Genomic DNA, 20,375 nt, shown 5'->3' with positions numbered 1-20,375 from the left:
TGACACTCTCAGTGATCGCCTTCGGGTTTCAGGTCCCGGGACAGCAGCAGCGGCCCCAGTTCGTCTACGGACAGTTTTCCGGCAAGGACCGCGACGACGGCGGCCGTGATCGGCATATCGACGCCGAGCTTTCCGGCAAGTTCGTGGACCGCCTGGCTGGACTTGATGCCTTCGGCCGTTTGCTTCATTTCGGCGGTGACCTGCTCGAGGGTCAGCCCCTTGCCCAGCAGCCTGCCGGCCGTGTGGTTTCGGGACAGCGGGGAGGAGCAGGTCGCCACGAGATCGCCCAGGCCTGCGAGCCCCGCCATGGTCCGGGCTTCGCCGCCAAGGGCGAGGGTCAGCCGTGAGGTTTCGGCCAAGCCGCGCGTGATGACGGAGGCTTTGGTGTTGTCCCCCATCTTCTTTCCTTCGCAGATTCCCACGGCCAGTGCGATCACGTTCTTGACGATGCCGCCGATTTCGACGCCGATCACGTCGCTTGTGGTGTAGGGGCGGAAGTAGGGGGCAGTGCAGCTGCGGGCGATCCAGCCTGCCGTGATCGGGTCCGTGCAGGCCACCACCGATGCTGTTGGCTCCTCCCGTGCGATCTCCATGGCCAGGTTGGGGCCGGAAACCACGGCGACCCGGTCGGCAGGCAGGTCCAGCTCCGCACTGATGACCTCGCTCATGCGGGCATCCGTGTGGAGCTCGAGGCCCTTCATCAGGGACACCACGACGGCCCCAGGCGCCAGATGCTCCTTCCAGGCCTTCAGTTGCGGCCGCAGGGTTTGTGCCGGCACGGCCAGAATGACCAGCTCCGCGCCCGCCAGGACCTCGGAAACGTCCTTCGACGCCGTGATGCTGGCCGGCAGCGTGATGCCCTTCAGATACTGCTCGTTGCGGTGCATGGTATTGATCTGGTCCACGACTTCGGGCCGCCGGCCCCAGAGGCGGATATTTCGTTCGACGCCGGAGGCTGTGGCGGCGTCGGCCACGACCTTGGCGAAGGTCGTGCCCCAGGAGCCTGCCCCCAGGACGGCCACTGTGGCGGCGGACCCGGATTCGCGGGCGGCCGACATCGCCAAATCCGCCGTCACTCTGTGACGTCCGGGTCTATACGGCCGTGCGTTGGCTGGTTGTGCGCCGCCGGGTTCCAGCGTTGCGCGGGCGGTTGTTCTCCACGCAGTCCCGCCAGGAGGCCGGTGATGGCGTCCATGATGGCATTCGTGGCTGCGTCGAGCGTCGCCTTGTCCAGCGGGTGGCCCTCAAACGCGCTCAGGTCCACGGGATCCCCGACCACCAGGCGGGAGGTCTTGCGGGGGAAAATGTAGAAACGTTTCGCATACCGCGGGAAGACCTCTTGGGCACCCCAGTGGGCGATGGGCACCACGGGAATACCGCTCTCCAGTGCCATCCGCGCGGCACCGGTGTGCCCTTTCATCGGCCAGAGTGCCGGGTCCCGGGTCAGGGTTCCCTCCGGGTAGATGATGATCGCCCCGCCTTCGTTCACGATCTCTTTGGCGAGTTGCAGCGAACGGTTCGCCCCCGTCGTCGAACGTTCCACCGGGATTTGCTTGGTGGAGCGCAGGACGGCGCCAAGGACCGGCACCTTGAAGAGGCCGGCCTTGGCGAGGAAATGCGGCATCCGTTTCTGGTTGTAGAGCATGTGCCCCACCACCAGCGGGTCGATTTCCGTGCAGTGGTTGGGCGCGGCGATGAAGCCCCCGGCGGGGAGCTTTTCGAGGCCTTCCCACTTCTTTCCCATGAGGAGGTTCATCACGGGCCGGATGATCCCGGCGACTGTCACGAACGTGACGTGGCTCTTGGCCGATTCCTTCACGGGTCCCCCGCTACTTGGCCGAGGTGATGTCGAAATCGGCGCCGAGGCCCGCGAGCTTCTCGGTAAAGCGCTCGTAGCCGCGGTTGATGATGTCGATTCCCGTGACGCGGGAGGTGCCGGTGGCGGCCAGGGCGGCAATGAGGTGGCTGAATCCGCCGCGCAGGTCCGGGACGTCGATGTCGGTGCCCTTGAGCTGCGCCGGACCGGAGATGACGGCGGAGTGCAGGAAGTTGCGCTGGCCGAAGCGGCACGGCACGCTGCCGAGGCACTCGCGGTGGACCTGGATATTGGCGCCCATGCGGATCAGTGCATCGGTGAAGCCGAACCGGTTCTCGTAGACGGTCTCGTGGACAATCGAAACGCCCTCGGCCTGGGTCAGTGCGACGATGAGCGGCTGCTGCCAGTCCGTCATGAATCCGGGGTGAACGTCTGTTTCGAGGACCAGGGGGTTGAGCTTGCCGCCGCGGTGGTAGAAGCGGATGCCGTCGTCGCCGATTTCCATGCCGCCGCCGACCTTGCGGTACGTGTTCAGGAAGGTCATCATGTCGCGCTGGGTGGCGCCTTCGACAAAGATGTCGCCGCGGGTGACCAAGGCCGCGGAAGCCCATGAGGCGGACTCGTTGCGGTCCGAGAGGGCGCGGTGGTTGTAGCCGCCGAGGTCCCGGACGCCTTCGATGCGGATGGTGCGGTCAGTCTGGACGCTGATGATGGCGCCCATCTTCTGCAGCACCGCGATCAGGTCCACGATTTCCGGTTCGGTGGCCGCCCCGGAGAGTTCGGTGATGCCTTCGGCGCGCGTGGCGCTCAGCAGGACCTGCTCGGTGGCGCCCACGGACGGGTAGGGCAGCGCAATCTTGGCGCCCTTAAGCCCGTTGGGCGCGGAGATGTGGATGCCGCCGGGACGCTTTTCCACGACGGCGCCGAACTGGCGCAGGACATTGAGGTGGTAATCGATCGGACGGTCGCCGATCTTGCAGCCACCCAGGTCCGGGATAAAGGCCTCACCGATGGCGTGGATCAGCGGCCCGCACAACAGGATCGGGATGCGCGAATCGCCGGCGTGGGCGTCGATGGCCGTACTGGACGCGGTCTTGGCGCCCTTCGGGTCAAGCGTCAGATCGCCGGTCACGGGATCCTTGTCGACCCTGACGCCGTGGAGCTGGAGCAGGCTTGTGACAACCTCGACGTCCTTAATTTCAGGCACGTTGCGCAACACCGATGGCTCATTGCCCAAAAGGGCGGCAACCATGGCCTTGGGGACAAGATTCTTGGCCCCGCGAACGGTGACGCGGCCAGTTAGCGGGACGCCTCCGCGGATTGTCAGAACACTACTCATATACCGGTTTCCTCACGACTACTCGCCCCCAAATCCTTACAAAGGCTCCAGCTAAGCATAGGAGCATCCGTTACCGATCTGAAATACGGAGCGGTTCCAAGGGCCCCGGATCTGGACCACTGATCCGCAGAATCTGTTCTACTGGCGAAGACGGCGGCGAAAACGCACTTGCTGCACTGACACGCTGGGTCCGGAAGCGAGTGACTGCCGAAGTCCGGCGATCCTGATCGTTCAGCCCTGTTACTTTCTTCATAGCCCGTTCCTGCTGCAGGATGAGAGTGTGATGGCCTGCCGGCTCCGGCATGAATGCCGCCCCGCCAGTCGTCAATGACACGGGGGCGTCCTTATGCTTTCTGTCACGCGGCCTGGGGTTTTTCCCTGATAGAGCGTTCCGTTTTTGAACATGGCGAAGATGACCTCGCAGCGGCGCCGGGCGAGGCAGATTATGGCGGCGTGGTGTCTGCCGCCTTGGACGCGCTTCCGGTCGTAGCGGGCCTTGAAGATCGGATCATGGCACGACGCTATCCAGTCGGATCTTGGACAGCACGTTCTTAAGTTTTTTGGTTGCCGGAGGGGATAGGGAATTCGCCGCGGATGGACGTGCCGGAGCGGCGGGTGATGGGTGCGGTGCCGGCGTAGGCCGCGAGGTGCCCGGCGGTCTTGAAGCTGCTCGCTTCCCCGGTGGTCGGAAGTATCGTCGCTGCGGTCTTAATGCCGACTCCCGGCATGGACATCAAGACCCCGGAAAGAGGGACGGCGTTGATGAGCGCTTCGGCTTCGTCGGCGATGGTGCGCTGGTGTTTGAGTTCCTTGATCTGGGCAGCCATGCGCGGGATGACGAGTTCGACGGCTTCGGTTCCGGCGACGGTCACGGTCTGCTCTCCGAGCGCCCTGAAGACTGCGTCACGAGCTGGATGGTCCATTCGGCTGTGGTTGCGGGCCCAGCGCAGCACGGTATTGGCCTGGTCCACGACCAGCAGCACGGTCCCGTGCTGCTACAGCGTCGTGAAAAGCTACTGCAGCCGGGCATAGTCCTTCCTCAGCGTTTTATCCAAAAAACGTTCGCCGGCGGGGCTCAGGACGGTGGCGTGGTGTTCGCTCTTGCCGAAATCGAGTCCGCAGTAAATATCGAATCCCTCCCCCAAGACTGGCGCTCCTTCGCACCACAACACGGCCGCAGTCACGGAAGCCACGAAAGCATGGATGTCTACATCGGTCTGGACGTCGGCAAAGGCGAGCACCACGCCACCGCCCATGGACTGGTTCGGGAAGGAAATCTTTGACAAGGCTTTCGAAATAGTCCACGCCCAGCACAGCAAACAGTAGCCGTCATGGGCACGGAGGCGGCCACGATCATACTGTCCCGGCTCGCCCGGCTGCTCAACGACATCCGCCAATCACGGGCCGCGTTTCCTTGGATGGTCAGGCCGAGCGGTGCCGTCTCTCGGCGAGCGGACATGGCTAAGTGTGCTGATAGCCTAGTGTCCGAAACGCCGCGGCTACCCGTCGGCTCGCGGCGAGCCTTCTACTACGTGATTAAGGGCCCAGCACTGTGTCTCAAGATAGAACCTCCCTCGATGAAGTGCAAGAGGAAGCGGAGCGCTCGGCTACCCTCCGCAAACTCTCTGATAAATCGTGGCGATCGAACGAACGCATTCTCGTGTTTGCATTTTCGCTGCAAAACTTCGACTTTGGTTTGGATATCCGGGATTTGGAAACGGGACTCGAATTCTCTGTCGTCGGCCGTTCGGAGGACGGAAGGACGATTCTCCGGAATGCGCTCATCGGCAAAGCGTCGATGGTCAAGGACAACGGCGAGAGGCACATTTTGGAGATTCAGCCTCCGAATGCTTCGAGCACGACTCTCGTACGTAGAACTATCGACTGGATTTCATGGCTAATGGAGGCTGTGAACAAGACCGTCCATGTGAAAACCCAGGGTTCCGCCGTTCCGCGGGATTGTGTCAGCCTTCTCTGGTGGGACAAGCGACCGAATTTCGGTGATGCGGTCGGACCATGGCTAGTGGAGCGTCTCACGGGGCTTTCGCCCGTAAATGGCCGTGGCAACTCGCTCACAACTCCACCGCTAGCGACCGTAGGCTCGATCGCGAGTTGGCTAGAGCAAGACGGCACGACCGTCTGGGGATCGGGTCTCATGAATCGACTAACTGAAGACGAAGCGCGGCGCCTCCGATCTCTGCGAGACATTTCAATCCTTGCTGTTCGCGGCGCAGATACCCGAAAAGAATTGATGGACAGACTCGGCTGGGATGTTCCAGAAGTTTACGGTGACCCTGCCTTGCTGCTACCGCGCTTTCTGCCGCGGCATGGCACCCCGGCTTCGAAGGGCAAAGTCGCGATCGTTCCTCACTTCAGCCACGTAAGGTACTTCAATCAAGACGCGGGATCGGAAATCCACTTTGTGGACGTCGAGCAAGGACTCGAGAGGGTAGTCCAAGAGATCGCCGGTGCCCGGGCCTGCGTGTCGACGTCCCTACACGGCATAATCGTCGCCCAAGCGTATGGCGTGCCTTGGGTTTGGTTGCGACTTGACGATCACTTGCTCGCTGGCGGTGATTTTAAATTCAATGATTTCTTTACGACGCTGGACGCATCGGAGATTGCCACCGTCAATGCGAAAAAATCTGCAGTTCGCGCACTTGATCTTGCATTGCTCAGTCATAGTGCATCGCTTCCGCGACTGACGATATCGTTGGATTTATTGTTGAATTCTTTCCCAATTCCGGCAGCGCACGAGCCTGCCCCACTGTTTACAGCGCCACGCGCGGGCAGAGACGAACAGGGACGAGCTTTCAGCGAAAGGAAGGAAGTTCTCAATGCGAGGAATACCGCCGACAAGCGCGCGATTTTCCGCAACCTGAGTTATCCAGGGGTGGCTGCTTTAGCCGCAAAAGTACGGGATTTTTTTGTTCTGCGTTCAAAAAGAGTTGGCCGCACAAGAACTGGTCTGTCGAATTCTGTGGCGACTGACGACATCGAGCGTATGCTTCTTTCGGTCCTACGGGAGCTAGAAACCCAGCGGCGGGTAATTGAATCACTAAGGAACTGAACTCTGTCCGTTCCCGTTGTCGTTGTTAGGCAGGGTAACGTGAGCTACAGTCACACCCCGTAGTGAATGCGCCGCCGAACTCGGACCGGATTCTCATTTTTAAATCTCGAGAATCAGGCCTATGCATGACCTCAGCTCGCTGTTCGAGTAAAAACGCACGGCCAGGATAGCGGCGTTCGACATCGGTTAGGCGCCAGAGGCTGGGGTGACTCATCGGCGCTGAATACCTCCGTAGGGCCTTCCGTTGTGAATACGGGCTCGTCTCTTAGTCGCGAGGGTGCTCGCAGCCGTGTGGCGATGGACGTTTGTCGATGACAGTGCTACGAGCCTTGACCGAGTCGACGTCTCCGCGCACGGACGCTGCCACCGCCATCTTCAACCTGGCAGACTACCGCGTTCTTGAAACAGAGACCCTGGGTTTCGGTCCACGCACGATCCACGTCGAGAGCACGCTGAATCCGACTGCCCGGACTGCGGTGTGATCGGAACCCGCCGACATTCACGCCGCCGCCAGCGGATCCGTGATATTCCTGTCGCTGGCCCGTTTGAACTCACCTGGTCCATGCGTCGGTTCTTCTGCGATGAATCAGTGTGTCCGCGCGGGACCATCCGCAAAGCCACCGTCGGGGTTCCGCGCCTGGCCCGCCCCACCGGCCGGCTGCGGAGTACGCTCGTCTCCGCCGTCGTTGATTCCCGCCGCGCCGCCACGGAGAGACCGCGACTGCGTACGGGCTCTCCTGGTGGCCGGTCCAGCGGGCCCTGACCCGGACCCCAACCAGGCTTTTGGACGTGGACACGCTGCGGCCACGGATGCCGGGCATCGACGAACACCGCTTCCGGTCCGTCCGGTTCTTCCAGGACCGCCGTCTCGACCGATGCCTTCCACCTGGTCCTGCTCAGCGACAACATACTTACCGACGTCCGCCAGCGCCGGACCCAGGAAACCAAGGGCAGGCGCGGACGCGGTACCGATCCGGTCTCGGCCAACCGGCGGCTGCTGCTCCGGGCCGGTGAGACCGGCTCGGACTGCGCCGGGCTAGGTTTAGCCGGATCTGCGGCTTAAATGACCCAAGCGGTCAGCTGCAGGCGGCGTTTAATGTCAAGGAACAGCTGCGCGCCGGTTCACTCCAGGCCGCCGCTGCGAAGAGGATGGTAGGGGAACACGTCGAAATAGTCGCCCAGCCCGAGACGAAGAGGCTCCGGCGCGCGGTCTGCAGGTGGTGGAAGGAAAAGAAGTCCTCATCGTTACCTGTACAACAACCGCGAAAGTGCAAGCGAACCATACGACCATCAGGCATTTGAAACGCACTGGCAGAGGGGTCGTCGATAGCGGGAATTACACAGAGCCCATTACGTTCAGAAGCGCCGCCAGAACAGCATCCTGATCACCCCCAGGCGGAACACTCAATGCCCCAGCAAGCAATCAGCGGCCCGCGTCAAATTAGTCATCTTTGCTATTTCTGGACATGCTGAATCGTTTGCCGTGTTCAAGGTTTCCGGCCGCAAGTCGCCGTCCACTGAATCGTCGATCCCCGCTTGAGCCTTCTACAGCCACAGCAATCGCAGGCCCTACTGGAAACGCGGCAGAGCCAGGGAAACGAAAACGGCGTAACAAAAGCCCCGCCGGCGGCGTCCAAAAGTTCGCATGACTGGTCCTCCGGCGTCGCACGGGAAGCCGAACGCGGGCGGCTAAACGAGGGCCGCCACACACAAGTGCCGCCGTCGAGTTCGGCGACTCGACGGCGGCACTGGCCAGGCAATTGCGGGGAGCCCGGAACCCTTGGAACTGTTGCCCTCAGGATGTACGGGCGGGCAGCGTCTTTGGCTTGAAGGAAGGCCGGGTGGCCTCGTACGCGGTGATGTCGGGTTCGTGCTTCAGGGTCAGCCCGATGTCGTCCAGGCCCTCGAGGAGGCGCCACCGCGTGTAGTCATCAATCTCGAACGGCGCCACAATGTTGCCGCACTGCACGGTCTTGGACACGAGGTCCACCGTCACCTCGGTACCCGGGGCGTTTTCAAGTTCTTTCCAAATGAGCTCGATGTCATCCTGGGCGACTTCGGCGGCAAGCAGGCCCTGCTTGCCGGAGTTGCCGCGGAAGATGTCGGCAAAGCGGGAGGACAGGACCGTCTTGAAGCCGAAGTCCTTCAGCGCCCAGACGGCGTGCTCGCGGGAGGAGCCGGTGCCGAAGTCGGGACCGGCCACCAGAACGGATCCTGCATTGAACGGCGCCTGGTTCAGGATGAAGGACGGGTCCTTGCGCCACGCGGCGAAGAGCGCGTCCTCAAAGCCGGTGCGCGTGATGCGCTTGAGGTACACGGCGGGGATGATCTGGTCCGTGTCGACGTTGCTCTGGCGCAGCGGGACACCGATTCCGGTGTGAGTGGTGAACTTTTCCATGGCGGATCCTTCGGGACTGTGTGGATCGAAACTGTATGGATCGAAACTGTATGGATCGAGGCTTCGGATCTGGGCGGGAAAGGCGGAGACTACGCGGCGCCGACTCGGACCGCCGCGGACTCCGGAGCAGGGTCCAGATCCGACGGCGAACTCAGGGTGCCTCGGACTGCCGTCGCCGCAGCGACCACGGGCGAGACGAGGTGAGTGCGGCCGCCCTTGCCCTGGCGCCCCTCGAAGTTGCGGTTGGACGTGGAGGCGCAGCGCTCCCCCACCTCCAGCTGGTCCGGGTTCATGCCCAGGCACATGGAGCAGCCGGCGAAGCGCCACTCGGCCCCGAAGTCCTTGAAGACCTTGTCCAGGCCCTCGGCTTCAGCCTCGAGCCGGACGCGGGCGGAGCCGGGCACCACCAGCATGCGCACGGCCGGGTCCTTGGTCCGGCCCCGGATGATGTCGGCGGCGGCCCGGAGGTCCTCCATCCGGGAGTTCGTGCAGGAGCCCAGGAACACCGTGTCCACCCGGATGTCCTTCATCGGGGTGCCGGCCTCGAGCCCCATGTACTGCAGGGCGCGTTCGGCGGCGGCCTTGGCGTTCTCATCGCCGAAGTCATCGGGCGAGGGCACCTTTGCGGACAGCGACACGCCCTGGCCCGGGTTGGTTCCCCACGTCACGAACGGTTCCAGGGTGTCGGCGTCGAGGTCCACCTCGACGTCGAACGCTGCGTCGTCGTCGGTGTGCAGCGTGTTCCAGTATTCGACGGCGGCATCCCAGTCGGCGCCCTCGGGCGCATGCGGGCGGCCGTGCATGTAGTCGTACGTGGTCTGGTCCGGAGCCACCAGCCCGGCGCGGGCGCCGGCCTCGATGGACATGTTGCAGATGGTCATCCGGGCTTCCATGGACAGCGCACGGATGGCGGAGCCGCGGTATTCCAGCACGTAGCCCTGCCCGCCGCCGGTGCCGATCTTGGCGATGACGGCCAGGATGATGTCCTTGGCGCTCACGCCGGGGCGCAGCGTGCCCTCAACATTGATCGCCATGGTCTTGAACGGCTTCAGGGACAGCGTCTGGGTGGCCATGACGTGCTCCACCTCGGAGGTGCCGATGCCCATGGCGAGCGCTCCGAAGGCGCCGTGGGTTGAGGTGTGCGAGTCACCGCAGACCACGGTCATGCCGGGCTGTGTGAGGCCCAGCTGGGGGCCCACCACGTGCACGATTCCCTGTTCGGCGTCGCCGAGGGAGTGCAGGCGGACGCCAAACTCCTGGCAGTTGTTGCGCAGGGTCTGGATCTGGGTCCGGCTGGTGAGATCGGCAATTGGCTTGTCGATATCCAGCGTGGGAGTGTTGTGGTCCTCGGTGGCGATGGTGAGGTCCGGGCGGCGCAGCTTGCGGCCGGCGAGCCGCAGACCTTCAAAGGCCTGCGGCGACGTCACCTCGTGCACCAGGTGGAGGTCAATGAAGAGGAGATCCGGCTGGGCGTTGGCTCCTTCGCCGTCCCCCTTGCGCACAACGTGCGCGTCCCAGACCTTCTCGGCCAGTGTCTTTGCCACGGCCTGCTCCCTTCACTGCGGTAAGTATTGTGCGTTCCGACGGACTATCTCCTCCACTGAACCAGCACAGCCAAGTAATACGCCAGCGCGTTGACTTGCATCTCAGATAATGAGACGTCAATATCATTACATGGACAATTCTAGTGGAGTCGGTGTCATCGATAAAGCGGCCCATGTGCTTGACGCACTTGAGGCCGGCCCCACCACCCTGGCGCAGCTCGTGGCGGCCACGGGACTGGCCCGGCCCACCGTGCACCGGCTGGCTCTCGCGCTGGTGCACCACAGGCTCGTGAGCCGCGATATCCAGGGCCGCTTCGTGCTCGGGAGCCGTCTGGTGGAACTGGCCTCCGCCGCCGGCGAGGACCGCCTCATCGCCTCCGCCGGCCCCGTGCTCATGCAGCTGCGCGACGCCACCGGCGAAAGCGCCCAGATCTTCCGCCGCCAGGGTGACTGGCGCGTCTGCGTGGCCTCCGCCGAACGCCCGATCGGGCTGCGCGACACCATCCCCGTCGGCACCCAGCTGTCCATGAAGGCCGGCTCCGCCGCCCAGGTGCTGCTGGCGTGGGAGGACCACGACCGCCTCCTGGAAGGCCTCCAGTCCGCCCGCTTCACCCCCACCGTCCTGGCCGGAGTACGACGCCGGGGCTGGGGCCAGAGCCTCGGCGAACGCGAGCCCGGTGTCGCCTCCGTTTCGGCCCCCGTCCGCGGGCCGTCCGGCCGCGTGATTGCCGCGGTGTCCATCTCCGGCCCGATCGAGCGCCTGACCCGCCAACCGGGGCGCCTGCACGCCGAAGTGGTCTGCAACGCCGGCCGTGTCCTGACGGAAGCGCTGCGCAAGACCAACGACTAAGTATGCTGTGCCCATGAACAGCTATGCGGTCTTCCTGCGGGGCATCAACGTGGGCGGCATCAATATCAAGATGGCCGATCTCAAGAACGCCCTGAAGTCCCGGCCATTTTCGGGTGTCGTGACCCTGTTGGCCAGCGGCAACGTCGTGCTGGCCAGCGAGCTGGATCCGGCCGGCGTCAAAAAGGAATTCGAGGCGTGCCTGCGGGAAACCTTCGGCTACGACGCCTGGGTGGTGGTGCTCACCGCGGGCCGTGTGGCAGCCCTGGTCGACGCGTGCCCCTACCCGGCCGACGACGCGTCCACCCATACGTACCTGACGCTCGCCTCTGACGAAGAGGTCCTCTCGGAGCTGCTCGAGGCAGGCAGGGCCTTGGACGGGGCCGAGCTCACCCGGCTGGGTCCGGAAGCCCTGGCCTGGCTCGCCCCCGCCGGCGGCACTCTGGACAGCCCTTTCAGCAAGCTCTCCTCGAAGGCGAAGTACAAGGCTGCCACCACCACACGCAACCTCCGCACCATGATCAAGGTCCGCGACGCCGCGGCCGGGATTTAGGCAGGCCGCATCCGGCCGGCCCTGCACGGACGGCTCACTGCCGACCCGCGGCGGCCTTCAGCGCGGCCGTGAACTTCGCCAGGCGGCTGACCTCACGTTCCACTGGCGCCACGACTAGTTCCCCCGCGACGGCGGCGACGGAGGCTGTCAGTCGCTTTCGTGCCACGGCACTGCGTGACGCTGCCGCCGCTCCGGAGATGAACCGCGCCCCAATCGCCAGGACGATGCCCAGCAGCACTCCCCCGGCGATCATCACCGTAGGAACCGGCCAGCCCTGGACCCGTGGGACCTCTGGCACCGGCAGTTGCAGGTAACCGAGCGCAGCCAGGACTCCCAGCCACGCGAATCCGGCCAGGGCCGTTACCAAGGCGAGCCACTGAACCGCATTGAACCCACCCCACCACCAGGACTTCCTGCCAGCGGACAACTCTGTGGAGACAATTGCCTGGTCCAGTGCATCCGGCAGCCGGTCGTTTCCTTCCCGGGCGGCGCCGCGGATGGCCGCCCGCCACGGGCCAGGGGCACCGGCGGACGCCGCCTCAGCGAATTCCCGGACGGCGGCATCGGCCCGCGCCTGTTCCGGCGCCCCGGCAGGAGGCAGCGAGGTCCGGTTCAGCTCAGGCTTGGCGCCCTCGCGGCGCAGGTTCAGACGCCGCAGCGGATCCGGCCGGAACCTGGCCAGCCAGCGGGTCACCGGCCAGCCCGTGTGCCGGGTTGCCTCCAGCCGGTAGGACCGGGCGACGGCATCGACCACCAACGGCACATTGGCGGCCACAGCCAACTCCCCCGCCAGCCGGGCCTTGGCCGCGGCCGTCGCACCTGCGGCCGTCCCGCCACCGGCGGCCGTCGTGCCACCCGTGGGCAGGCCGGACGCCTCGGCCAGCCGGGCGGCGGCCTGCGAGACATCTGCCGCAAGTCGCTGTGACATTGCCTTCCGCTGCATCGCCACCTGCCGGATCGCGGCCCGCACCTTGTCCACCCCCGTCCCCAGCACAGCGGAAGCCCCGAGGACCTGAACTTTGCCCAGCCCGTCCCGCGCCAGGATAGCTGTGAGGGATTCCAGGACCGGCCGGACCTCGTGCTCCGGGAGCCTGTCGATCTGGTTGAGCACCACGATCGTCACGGCCCCGTGCGAGGACAGCGGGGCCAGGAAATCGTTGTGCACGGCGGCGTCGGCATATTTCTGCGGATCGAGGACCCAGACGAGGACGTCCACGATGCCCACCATCCGCTGCACAATCTCACGGTTGGCGGCCCTGGTCGAGTCAAAGTCCGGCAGGTCCAGAAGGATCAGCCCGGTGTCGTCGTCGGCGAACCCTTTGATCGGTGCCGCAGCGTGGCGCTTTCGGACCTCCAGCCAATCCAGCAGCGCATCGCTGCCCTGGACGCCCCAAATGCCCGCCAGCGGCTCGGTGGTGGTCGGCCTGCGCACGGCCGCCGTCGCGATCTCCTCGCCGCTTACGGCATTGAAAAGCGATGACTTGCCGCTGCCGGTGGCTCCAAAAAACCCGACCACCGTGTGGTCTCCGGACAGCGACCGCCGCGAACTCGCGCGGTCGAGCACCTGCAGGACACCGGCCAGGATCTCCTCCGGGAGGACTCCGGATGAGAGCTCCGTGGCGCTGTTGAGCGCTTCCAGCCTGCGATCGAGCTGGGACGTCTCGCGGGCGGCCGCATGACGGCTCATGACGTGGCCGCCAGCCGGCGCAGTGCCGCCGCATGCCCGGCAATGGCTGAGGGCGGCACGCCGCCGTCGACCTCCAGCCGGGTCAAGAACCGCCGACACTCCGCAGCCAGCAGGCCCTGGCACCGCAGATGCAGGTCTTCGCGCGCGGTCCGGGCCAGCCGGCGGACGGCGTCCTCCCCGAATACTGCCTCCAGGAGGCGCTGACCCACGACGGCGGTGCCGCCGGCAACTCCGATCTCAAGCCCGGTCAGGCCCGCGGTCATGGAGAACACCACAATCATCAAGGCAGCGCCGAGGCCGTTGATTCCGAAGGACAACCAGCGGGCCTGGGTGCGCTTGCCCTGGCCTTCGGTGCGGATGAGTTCCATCAGGCTCCCCTGCCAAGCGCGGATTTCGGCCGCCACAGCATCCGCGAAGCCCTCGGAGGCACCGGAAAGATCGTCGGTGCCCAGCACCTGCCTTCCGGCGGGGTCTGAACGCCACCGCTGGTCGGTGTGCTCGGCGGCCTTAGCGGCTTGATCGACAATGACCGCCTGCAGTCCCGTTTCGATCGCGGTTTCCACCCTGACCGCAGGCGCCGGTTCACCCCGGACGAACGCGCCCACGCGGTCACGGAAGCGTCCGATGCTCTGTTCCATGGCGCGGAAGAACTCCCCGGTCCCGACGAAGTCCTGCCAGCGCGCCAGCACTTCGCCGCGCAGCAGTGCGCCGTCGCGGGTGGCCTCGAGGATCCTGGCTACGGCGTCGTCATAAGCGTTGCGGGCGTCGGCTGCGAGAACATCGGCTGCGTGCTGCTGTTCGGACAGCGCCCGCTCCGCCGCGTCGACGCGGTGGGCGAGCGCGAGGAGGGTGCCGTTGAGGGTGCGCCGGGCGATTCCGGCCCGTCCCGCAGCGTCCCCGGCCAGCTTCCCGAGCCAAACGCGCAGCGGCTCGACGGCCCCTGCAGGAAGCATCCCCGCGGCACCCAGCGGCAGCTCCGGCACCACAAACAGTTTGGCGGCCCCCAGCCCTTCCCGGCTGAGCATGGCCTGCAGATCCGCGCTAACCTCCGCTTCCGCCGCTGGCGGCACCCGGTCCAGGACCACGGCCACCATGATGTCGCGGGAGGCCGCATCCAGGAGCAGGCGCCAGGGCACGGCGTCGGCATACCGGTTGGCTGTGGTGACAAACACCCAGAGGTCTGCGGCGGCAAGCAACTGCCCGGCCAGCTGCCGGTTGTTCTCGGAAATGGAGTCGACGTCGGGCGCGTCGACCAGGGCGATTCCGGGCGGGACCGCGGAGTCGGAGACAAGGACCAGGGAGGTCACCGGGCCGGGATCCAACGCCGCATCAGCCGGGGCCGGCGCCCGGCCGTCCACGAGGGCACCCCGGATGCGGCCCAGGGCCGGCAGCACCCGCTGGCCCTCAAACCAAGCGGCGTCGGCGGGATGGTGCAGCAGGATGGGCTGGCGGGTGGTGGGGCGGATCGCACCGGCCCGCGTGACGGGGTGGCCCACCAGGGCGTTGACCAGGGTGGATTTTCCGGCCCCGGTGGAACCGCCCACCACGGCCAGCAGGGGCGCGTCGAGGCTGCGGTACCGGGGCAGGATGTAGTCATCGAGTTGAGCCACGGCCCTTCGAAGGTCCAGGCGCGTTTGGTCCGTCCCGGGGAGGGCGAGCGGCAGCCGGAGGGCCGCGAGGTCCTGCCGCACTGCCTCCAGGAGGGCCACGCCGGTTGCGGCCCCGGGGCCGGTTTCATGGGAGCTCACTGCATCATCATGCCAGTTCAGAACGTGGTTCCTGCGGGGGCGCCGCTGCGCGGAACCAAAGCGCCATGCGCAGCGCCTAGCGGGACTCGGAGCGCCCGGCAATACGCCGGCGGACGAGTCTCGCCTGGAAGCCCAGCCATCGGGGGAAACGAAAAACGGCCCCGGGCTGATGCCCGGGACCGTTTTCATTGTGACCCCAGCGGGATTCGAACCCGCGTTACCGCCGTGAGAGGGCAGCGTACTAGGCCGCTATACGATGGGGCCGCGTACTTCCTGAACAGCATTTCTGCCATTCAAGCCAAATGATTGTTTCATACATTTGGCCGCCGTTTCAAATCGGACCAGCCGATTCAAAACTTCCGAATTTCAGCGGAAACCCGCGGAACTTCAGAGCTGGGATACCAGGACTCGAACCTAGAATGACGGTACCAGAAACCGTAGTGTTGCCAATTACACCATATCCCAAAGGCACTTTCGCTCCGGATGTTTGGGCCTAAACCCTCGCTCCCGGCGCCTCAGCACGAGTAATTACTTTACCTGAGAGTTTTCACTTCCACAAATCGGGCGTACGGCGGCGGGATCGGGCCGCCGGGGCGGGCCGCGCGCGGCGTCGATGGCCGCAATACCCGCGCCAGCCCTTGCCAATCCGGCGGAAACACGTTTACGCTCGGTAAGTTACCAACGAGTAACCACCCCTCCCCCACTCCGTCGCGGGCAGCTTTGCGCTCATTTTCCGGTGTTAGCTGCGTCACAGCTGCTGGGGTGGCCGACAGCAGAGCCGCTGCCGGCGGGAACGTCGAGAGGAATCATGTGCCACAGAGTCGTGCCGCTATCAGCAAGACCCGGACCCGTGCGCAGCAAATCGCCATCGCCACCCTGGCGTTGCTGCTCATGGCCCTGCTGGGGTTCTATACCCTCGTCACGGGCCGCATCACGGACGGTTCGGCCAAGCTCAAGGACGGGGCCGCCCAGGCGTCCGCCGGAGCCGGCAAGCTGGACGACGGCGCCGGGAAACTCGCCAACGGCGCCAGCCTGGCCGATACCGGGGCTGGAAAACTTTCCGCGGGGGCGGAAAAGATCTCCTCGGGCATCAGCACCAAGCTGGCACCCGGGGCGGACAAGCTCCAGGCCGGTGCCGGCCAGTTGGCCGAAGGTGCCGTCAAGATCGAAGCCGATGTCACCAGCAAGCTGGCCCCCGGCGTCTACAAAGTCGACGACGGTGCGCAGAAGCTCGCGGCGGGGGCCGTGCAGCTTTCGGCCGCGCTGACGCCGACGCCGGCGGGCAACGCAGAGAACAACCTCGCCGACGGGGCCACCCGGCTCGACGGCGGCGCGGCCCGGCTGGCCGGCGGCACCGCAGCGCTGGCAGGCGGCACGGACCAGCTCAAGGGCTACCGCGGCGCCAACGGCAATCCGGAGGCCGGAACCGGGACCGCGGCCCTGGCTCAGGCGCTGGAACTGCTGGAGGCGGCGGCGGATGACCCGGTCAAGGGGCTCGTTCCGCTTTCGGTGGTGAAGGACAAGATCGCCAAGATCACCGCGGGCGCGCGCAAGCTCGACGTCGGTGCCAGCCAGCTGCAGGCCGGGGCGCAGCGGCTGCAGGACGGCGCGGGCCAGCTGAACGCAGGAACGGGCAAGCTCAGGGCCGGATTCGCGACGCTGGCCGGGAAGCTCAACAGCCAGGACCCCGGCAGCCCGGGCGTGGTGCTTGGCACCCGGCTTCTGGCCGACGGCACGTCCAAGATCCGGGTCGGGATGGACGGGGTCCCCGGCGACCCCGAGCACCCGGGCCTGCTCAAGGCCGCCGCCCGGATGACCGAGGGCAGCTCTCGCCTGGCCGACGGAACCGTGGCCCTGAACGCCGGGATCAAGGGCAATCCGGCCGATCCTGCCAACCCCGGCCTGCTGGGCGGCTCCCAGGCCCTGGCTTCCGGGGCCTCAGAACTCTCGGCCGGCAGCACCAAGCTGGCGTCCGGCTCCTCGAAGCTGGCCACGGGGGCGGATAAGCTCGCGGACGGCAACGCCCGGATTGCCGATGGCACCGGCACGCTGTATTCCGGAGCTGCCGCGGTGTCGCCCACCAGCTTGCTCCGGCAGTCCGACGCCGCCACGGCACTGGGACTCGTCGCGGTGCTGGCCCTTGGCGCCGTTGGCGCCTTTTTGGCGCTGCGGAAGAGGCAGGCCGGACCACGGTAACTTCCGGTGCCGGTTGCAGCGCCGGTTGCGGCGCCCGTTACAGCGGGGGTTGCGCCAGCAGGTCCAGCAGGGAGCCGACCTCGCGGCCCAGGAAGCCCGGGGCCGGTTCCCCGCCGCGGTTCAGCCAGACGCCGAGGAGGCCGGCCGCCGTCGAACCTTCCGCATCGAGCAGCCGGTTGTCACCGACGTACAGCGTTTGGCCGGGACCCGTACCGATCCGCCGGACACCCTCGAGGTAGATCGCCGGGTCCGGCTTTGCGGCGCCAACGGTGTCGGTGCCAACCAGAACGGTAATCCGTTCCAGCCCGGCCGCATCCAGCTTCACGCGCTGATAGTCGTGGACGTTGTTGCTCACGGCGCCGTAGGGAATGCCGGCCGCGTCCAGGGCGTCCAGCAGGGGCCCGACGTCGTCGAACGCCCGGATGTAGCCGTGCTGGCGGCTCGCGTAGGAACTCACCCAGTGGTGGGCCTGTTCGCCGTCGGCAAGTTCGACGCCGAAGTACCCCAGCGCCGCCCGGCCGCGGAGCAGGCGCTGTTCATTGAACGTGATCTCGCCGGCCAGGTAGCGGTCGTAGAAATGGGTGGTCTCGCGGGTGAAGATCCGCCCGAACCTCTCCCACCCGGCCTCGTCCAGGCCGGGCAGAAGGTGCTCGCTGACGTCGCGGAGGGCCGCCGTCATGGCGAATTCGAGGTCCACGAGGGTGTCATCGATGTCGAACAGAACCCCCTGGACAGCGCCGCCGTCCAGGCCCGCTGCCAGCATGTCAGCCGCGGAAAGCGCGCAGGCGGGCCAGGGAGGAATCCTTGCCCAGGATGACCATGGACTCGAACAGCGGCGGGGAGATCCGCCGGCCCGAGACAGCCGTGCGGACCGGGCCGAACGCCAGGCGCGGCTTGACGCCGAGGCCTTCCACGAGGGCTTCCTTCAGGGCGGCCTGGATGTTCTCGGCCGTCCAGTGGGCAACGGGCTCCAGGGCGGCCAGGGCGGCGTCGAGCACCTCGGTGAGGTTCTCCGGCAGGCCCTTGCGGGCGTCATCGGCGACGTCGATGGCGTCGTCGGCCTTGAACAGGAACGCGATCATTTCGGGGGCCTCGCCCAGCAGCGAGATGCGCTCCTGGATCAGCGGTGCGGCCTCGGCCAGGATCTCCTCATCGCGGTCCGTGAGGCTCTCCCCCACGAAGCCGGCGGCCTGCAGGTAGGGCACCAGGCGGCCGCGGAAGTCCTCGGCGCCGAGCATGCGGATGTGGGTGCCGTTGATGGCTTCGGCCTTCTTGATGTCGAAGCGGGCCGGGTTGGCCAGCACGTCGTTGACGTCGAAGTGCTCGATCAGCTGGTCCACGGTGAAGATGTCCTCGTCGGCGGAGAGGCTCCAGCCGAGCAGGGACAGGTAGTTCAGCAGGCCCTCGGGGATGAAGCCACGGTCCCGGAGCAGGAACAGGTTGGACTGGGGGTCGCGCTTGGAGAGCTTCTTGTTGCCCTCGCCCATGACGTACGGCAGGTGGCCGAAGACCGGCATGTAGCTGGCGACGCCGATGTCCATCAGCGCCTGGATCAGCACCACCTGACGGGGCGTGGAGGAGAGCAGGTCCTCGCCGCGGAGCACGTGGGTGATGCCCATGAGGGCGTCGTCCACCGGGTTGACCAGGGTGTAGAGCGGGGAGCCGTCGGCGCGGACAATGACGTAGTCCGGGATGCTGCCGGCCTTGAAGGTGATCTCGCCGCGGACCATGTCCGTGAACGTGACGTCCTCGTCGGGCATCCGCACGCGCAGCACAGGCTGGCGGCCCTCGGCCTTGAACGCGGCGAGCTGGTCCTCGGAGAGTTCGCGGTCGAAGTTGTCGTAGCCGAGCTTCGGGTCGCGGCCGGCGGCGCGGTGGCGGGCTTCAACTTCTTCCGGCGAGGAGTAGCACTCGTAGGCGTAACCGGCGTCGATCAGCTTGGCCACGACGTCCTTGTAGAGGTCCAGGCGCTGCGACTGGCGGTAGGGCTCGTGCGGGCCGCCGACTTCCACGCCCTCTTCCCAGGTGATGCCGAGCCATTTGAGGGCCTCGAGCAGCTGCTGGTAGCTCTCCTCCGAGTCGCGGGCCGCGTCCGTGTCCTCGATCCGGAACACAAAGGTGCCCTTCGTGTGCCGGGCGTGGGCCCAGTTGAACAGGGCGGTGCGGATCAGGCCGACGTGCGGGGTCCCCGTGGGTGACGGGCAGAACCGGACACGGACCGGGGTGTCAGCGGTGACTTCACCGGTGGAGGCAGCAAGGGCGGAGCTGGGAGCAGTAGTCATAGTGGTACCAACATTACCAATCTCTACAACCGCCACTTGTCCGGATTTCCGCTGCGGAAACGGACAGCCGCCCCGTGGATCCACGGGGCGGCTGTCTGAAATCGGCGCGAAGAACCGTTAGCGGCGGACCACCGGGTTGGAGAGCCTTCCGATGCCCTCGATCTCGACCTCGTAGCGGTCGCCTGCCTGCACGGAGCCGACGCCGGCCGGGGTACCGGTCATGATGACGTCGCCGGGCAGCAGGGTGAAGGCCTGCGAGACGATGGAGACGAGCTCCCGGACGCCGCGGATCATCTGGTTGGTGCTGCCGTCCTGGCGCAGTTCGCCATTGAGCCGGCCCTGGATCTGCAGGTCCTCGGTGTCGAGCTCGGTCTCGATCCACGGCCCGAGCGGGGCCGAGGTGTCGAAGCCCTTGGCCCGGGCCCACTGCAGGTCCGTCTTCTGGACGTCGCGGGCGGTGAGGTCATTGCCGCAGGTGTAGCCGAAGATCACATCATCGACCCGGTCCTCGGGCACATCCTTGCAGATCCGGCCGATGACGACGCACAGTTCGGCCTCGAAGGAGACGTCCTCTGAGAACTCCGGCAGGACAATGGGATCGTTCGGCCCGATCACGGAGGTGTTGGGCTTGAGGAACAGCAGGGGCTGCGCCGGGACCTCGTTGCCGAGTTCCCGGGCGTGCTCCGCGAAGTTGCGGCCAACCCCGATCACCTTGCTGCGCGGGATGATCGGCGCCAGCAGGCGGACGTCCTCCAGCTTGTGCTTCGTAGGGGTTCGTTCCACGCCGTGGAAGAAGGGGTCGCCCTTGATGACAGTGACTTCCTCACTGCCGGGCTCACCTTCCACGATGCCGTAGAGGGGATCAGAATCGACTACAAACCGGGCGATACGCATG

Annotated in this window: 17 protein-coding genes, 2 tRNA genes and 1 pseudogene; 6 read left to right on the top strand and 14 right to left on the bottom strand. The window is 65.9% G+C overall.

Going from position 1 to position 20,375, the window contains the following annotated elements; all coding sequences use genetic code 11:
• Positions 1-8: 8 nt before the first annotated feature.
• The 5 genes and pseudogenes from AC1DKN_RS09725 to AC1DKN_RS09705 all read right to left on the bottom strand — a co-directional run bounded on the left by AC1DKN_RS09725 (position 9) and on the right by AC1DKN_RS09705 (position 4,552).
• Positions 9-1,058: an NAD(P)H-dependent glycerol-3-phosphate dehydrogenase gene (locus AC1DKN_RS09725; protein WP_476860336.1), complete on the bottom strand. Its 1,050-nt coding sequence runs from the start codon at positions 1,056-1,058 to the stop codon at positions 9-11.
• A gap of 14 nt (positions 1,059-1,072) precedes the next feature.
• Positions 1,073-1,819: a lysophospholipid acyltransferase family protein gene (locus AC1DKN_RS09720; RefSeq protein ID WP_476860328.1), complete on the bottom strand. Its 747-nt coding sequence runs from the start codon at positions 1,817-1,819 to the stop codon at positions 1,073-1,075.
• A gap of 10 nt (positions 1,820-1,829) precedes the next feature.
• A complete protein-coding gene (gene murA / locus AC1DKN_RS09715; RefSeq protein ID WP_476871126.1) occupies positions 1,830-3,155 on the bottom strand; it encodes a UDP-N-acetylglucosamine 1-carboxyvinyltransferase in 1,326 nt (441 codons plus the stop codon).
• 324 nt (positions 3,156-3,479) lie between these two features.
• Positions 3,480-4,108: pseudogene (locus AC1DKN_RS09710) on the bottom strand (transposase); the annotation flags it as partial.
• Between the two features lie 60 nt (positions 4,109-4,168).
• On the bottom strand, positions 4,169-4,552 hold the full coding sequence (locus AC1DKN_RS09705) for a hypothetical protein (RefSeq protein WP_476871191.1): 384 nt from the start codon (positions 4,550-4,552) through the stop codon (positions 4,169-4,171).
• A 155-nt stretch (positions 4,553-4,707) separates the two neighbouring features.
• Here AC1DKN_RS09705 and AC1DKN_RS09700 point away from each other — a divergent pair, with 155 nt between their 5' ends.
• The 3 genes from AC1DKN_RS09700 to AC1DKN_RS09690 all read left to right on the top strand — a co-directional run bounded on the left by AC1DKN_RS09700 (position 4,708) and on the right by AC1DKN_RS09690 (position 6,988).
• Positions 4,708-6,225, top strand: coding sequence for a polysaccharide pyruvyl transferase family protein (locus AC1DKN_RS09700; RefSeq protein ID WP_476871125.1), 1,518 nt, complete (start codon positions 4,708-4,710; stop codon positions 6,223-6,225).
• A gap of 311 nt (positions 6,226-6,536) precedes the next feature.
• Positions 6,537-6,707: a hypothetical protein gene (locus AC1DKN_RS09695; RefSeq protein WP_476871124.1), complete on the top strand. Its 171-nt coding sequence runs from the start codon at positions 6,537-6,539 to the stop codon at positions 6,705-6,707.
• On the top strand, positions 6,704-6,988 hold the full coding sequence (locus AC1DKN_RS09690) for a transposase family protein (protein WP_476871123.1): 285 nt from the start codon (positions 6,704-6,706) through the stop codon (positions 6,986-6,988). The genes AC1DKN_RS09695 and AC1DKN_RS09690 overlap by 4 nt, the downstream gene beginning before the upstream one ends.
• Before the next feature lie 1,032 nt (positions 6,989-8,020).
• On the opposite strand, the gene leuD is transcribed toward AC1DKN_RS09690, so the two are convergent.
• Complete coding sequence (leuD, locus tag AC1DKN_RS09685; protein ID WP_476871122.1) at positions 8,021-8,623, bottom strand: 3-isopropylmalate dehydratase small subunit; 603 nt, start codon at positions 8,621-8,623, stop codon at positions 8,021-8,023.
• Positions 8,624-8,712: 89 nt separating this feature from the next.
• A complete protein-coding gene (gene leuC / locus AC1DKN_RS09680; RefSeq protein WP_223916419.1) occupies positions 8,713-10,167 on the bottom strand; it encodes a 3-isopropylmalate dehydratase large subunit in 1,455 nt (484 codons plus the stop codon).
• A 130-nt stretch (positions 10,168-10,297) separates the two neighbouring features.
• On the opposite strand from leuC, the gene AC1DKN_RS09675 reads away from it, so the two are divergent.
• Entirely contained in the window at positions 10,298-11,017 is a 720-nt protein-coding gene (locus AC1DKN_RS09675) for an IclR family transcriptional regulator (RefSeq protein WP_026266447.1), read from the top strand.
• 13 nt (positions 11,018-11,030) lie between these two features.
• Complete coding sequence (locus AC1DKN_RS09670) at positions 11,031-11,567, top strand: DUF1697 domain-containing protein (protein ID WP_476871121.1); 537 nt, start codon at positions 11,031-11,033, stop codon at positions 11,565-11,567.
• 34 nt (positions 11,568-11,601) lie between these two features.
• Here the strand turns inward: AC1DKN_RS09670 and AC1DKN_RS09665 are convergent, their stop codons facing one another.
• From AC1DKN_RS09665 to AC1DKN_RS09650, 4 genes are all read right to left on the bottom strand, one after another.
• Entirely contained in the window at positions 11,602-13,254 is a 1,653-nt protein-coding gene (locus AC1DKN_RS09665; RefSeq protein ID WP_476871120.1) for a GTPase, read from the bottom strand.
• Positions 13,251-15,023 (bottom strand): dynamin family protein, encoded by a 1,773-nt coding sequence (locus AC1DKN_RS09660; RefSeq protein WP_476871186.1) that lies wholly within the window; start codon positions 15,021-15,023, stop codon positions 13,251-13,253. Before AC1DKN_RS09660 ends, AC1DKN_RS09665 begins: the two co-directional genes overlap by 4 nt.
• Positions 15,024-15,193: 170 nt before the next feature.
• A tRNA-Glu gene (locus tag AC1DKN_RS09655) sits at positions 15,194-15,266 on the bottom strand.
• A 129-nt stretch (positions 15,267-15,395) separates the two neighbouring features.
• Positions 15,396-15,467, bottom strand: a tRNA-Gln gene (locus AC1DKN_RS09650).
• Between the two features lie 345 nt (positions 15,468-15,812).
• Between AC1DKN_RS09650 and AC1DKN_RS09645 the strand changes: the two genes are divergently transcribed.
• A complete protein-coding gene (locus AC1DKN_RS09645; protein WP_476871119.1) occupies positions 15,813-17,198 on the top strand; it encodes a hypothetical protein in 1,386 nt (461 codons plus the stop codon).
• A gap of 37 nt (positions 17,199-17,235) precedes the next feature.
• Here AC1DKN_RS09645 and AC1DKN_RS09640 read toward each other — a convergent pair whose 3' ends face one another.
• The 3 genes from AC1DKN_RS09640 to AC1DKN_RS09630 form a co-directional block, all read right to left on the bottom strand.
• Complete coding sequence (locus tag AC1DKN_RS09640; RefSeq protein WP_476858779.1) at positions 17,236-17,961, bottom strand: HAD family hydrolase; 726 nt, start codon at positions 17,959-17,961, stop codon at positions 17,236-17,238.
• A gap of 1 nt (position 17,962) precedes the next feature.
• Positions 17,963-19,480: a glutamate--tRNA ligase gene (gene gltX, locus AC1DKN_RS09635; RefSeq protein ID WP_476871118.1), complete on the bottom strand. Its 1,518-nt coding sequence runs from the start codon at positions 19,478-19,480 to the stop codon at positions 17,963-17,965.
• Between the two features lie 117 nt (positions 19,481-19,597).
• Entirely contained in the window at positions 19,598-20,374 is a 777-nt protein-coding gene (locus tag AC1DKN_RS09630) for a fumarylacetoacetate hydrolase family protein (RefSeq protein WP_476871117.1), read from the bottom strand.
• Position 20,375 lies beyond the last annotated feature (1 nt).

The sequence above is a fragment of the Arthrobacter sp. 01N444 genome (genome assembly GCF_056399305.1).
This window is presented reverse-complemented; position numbering and strand designations above follow the sequence as displayed.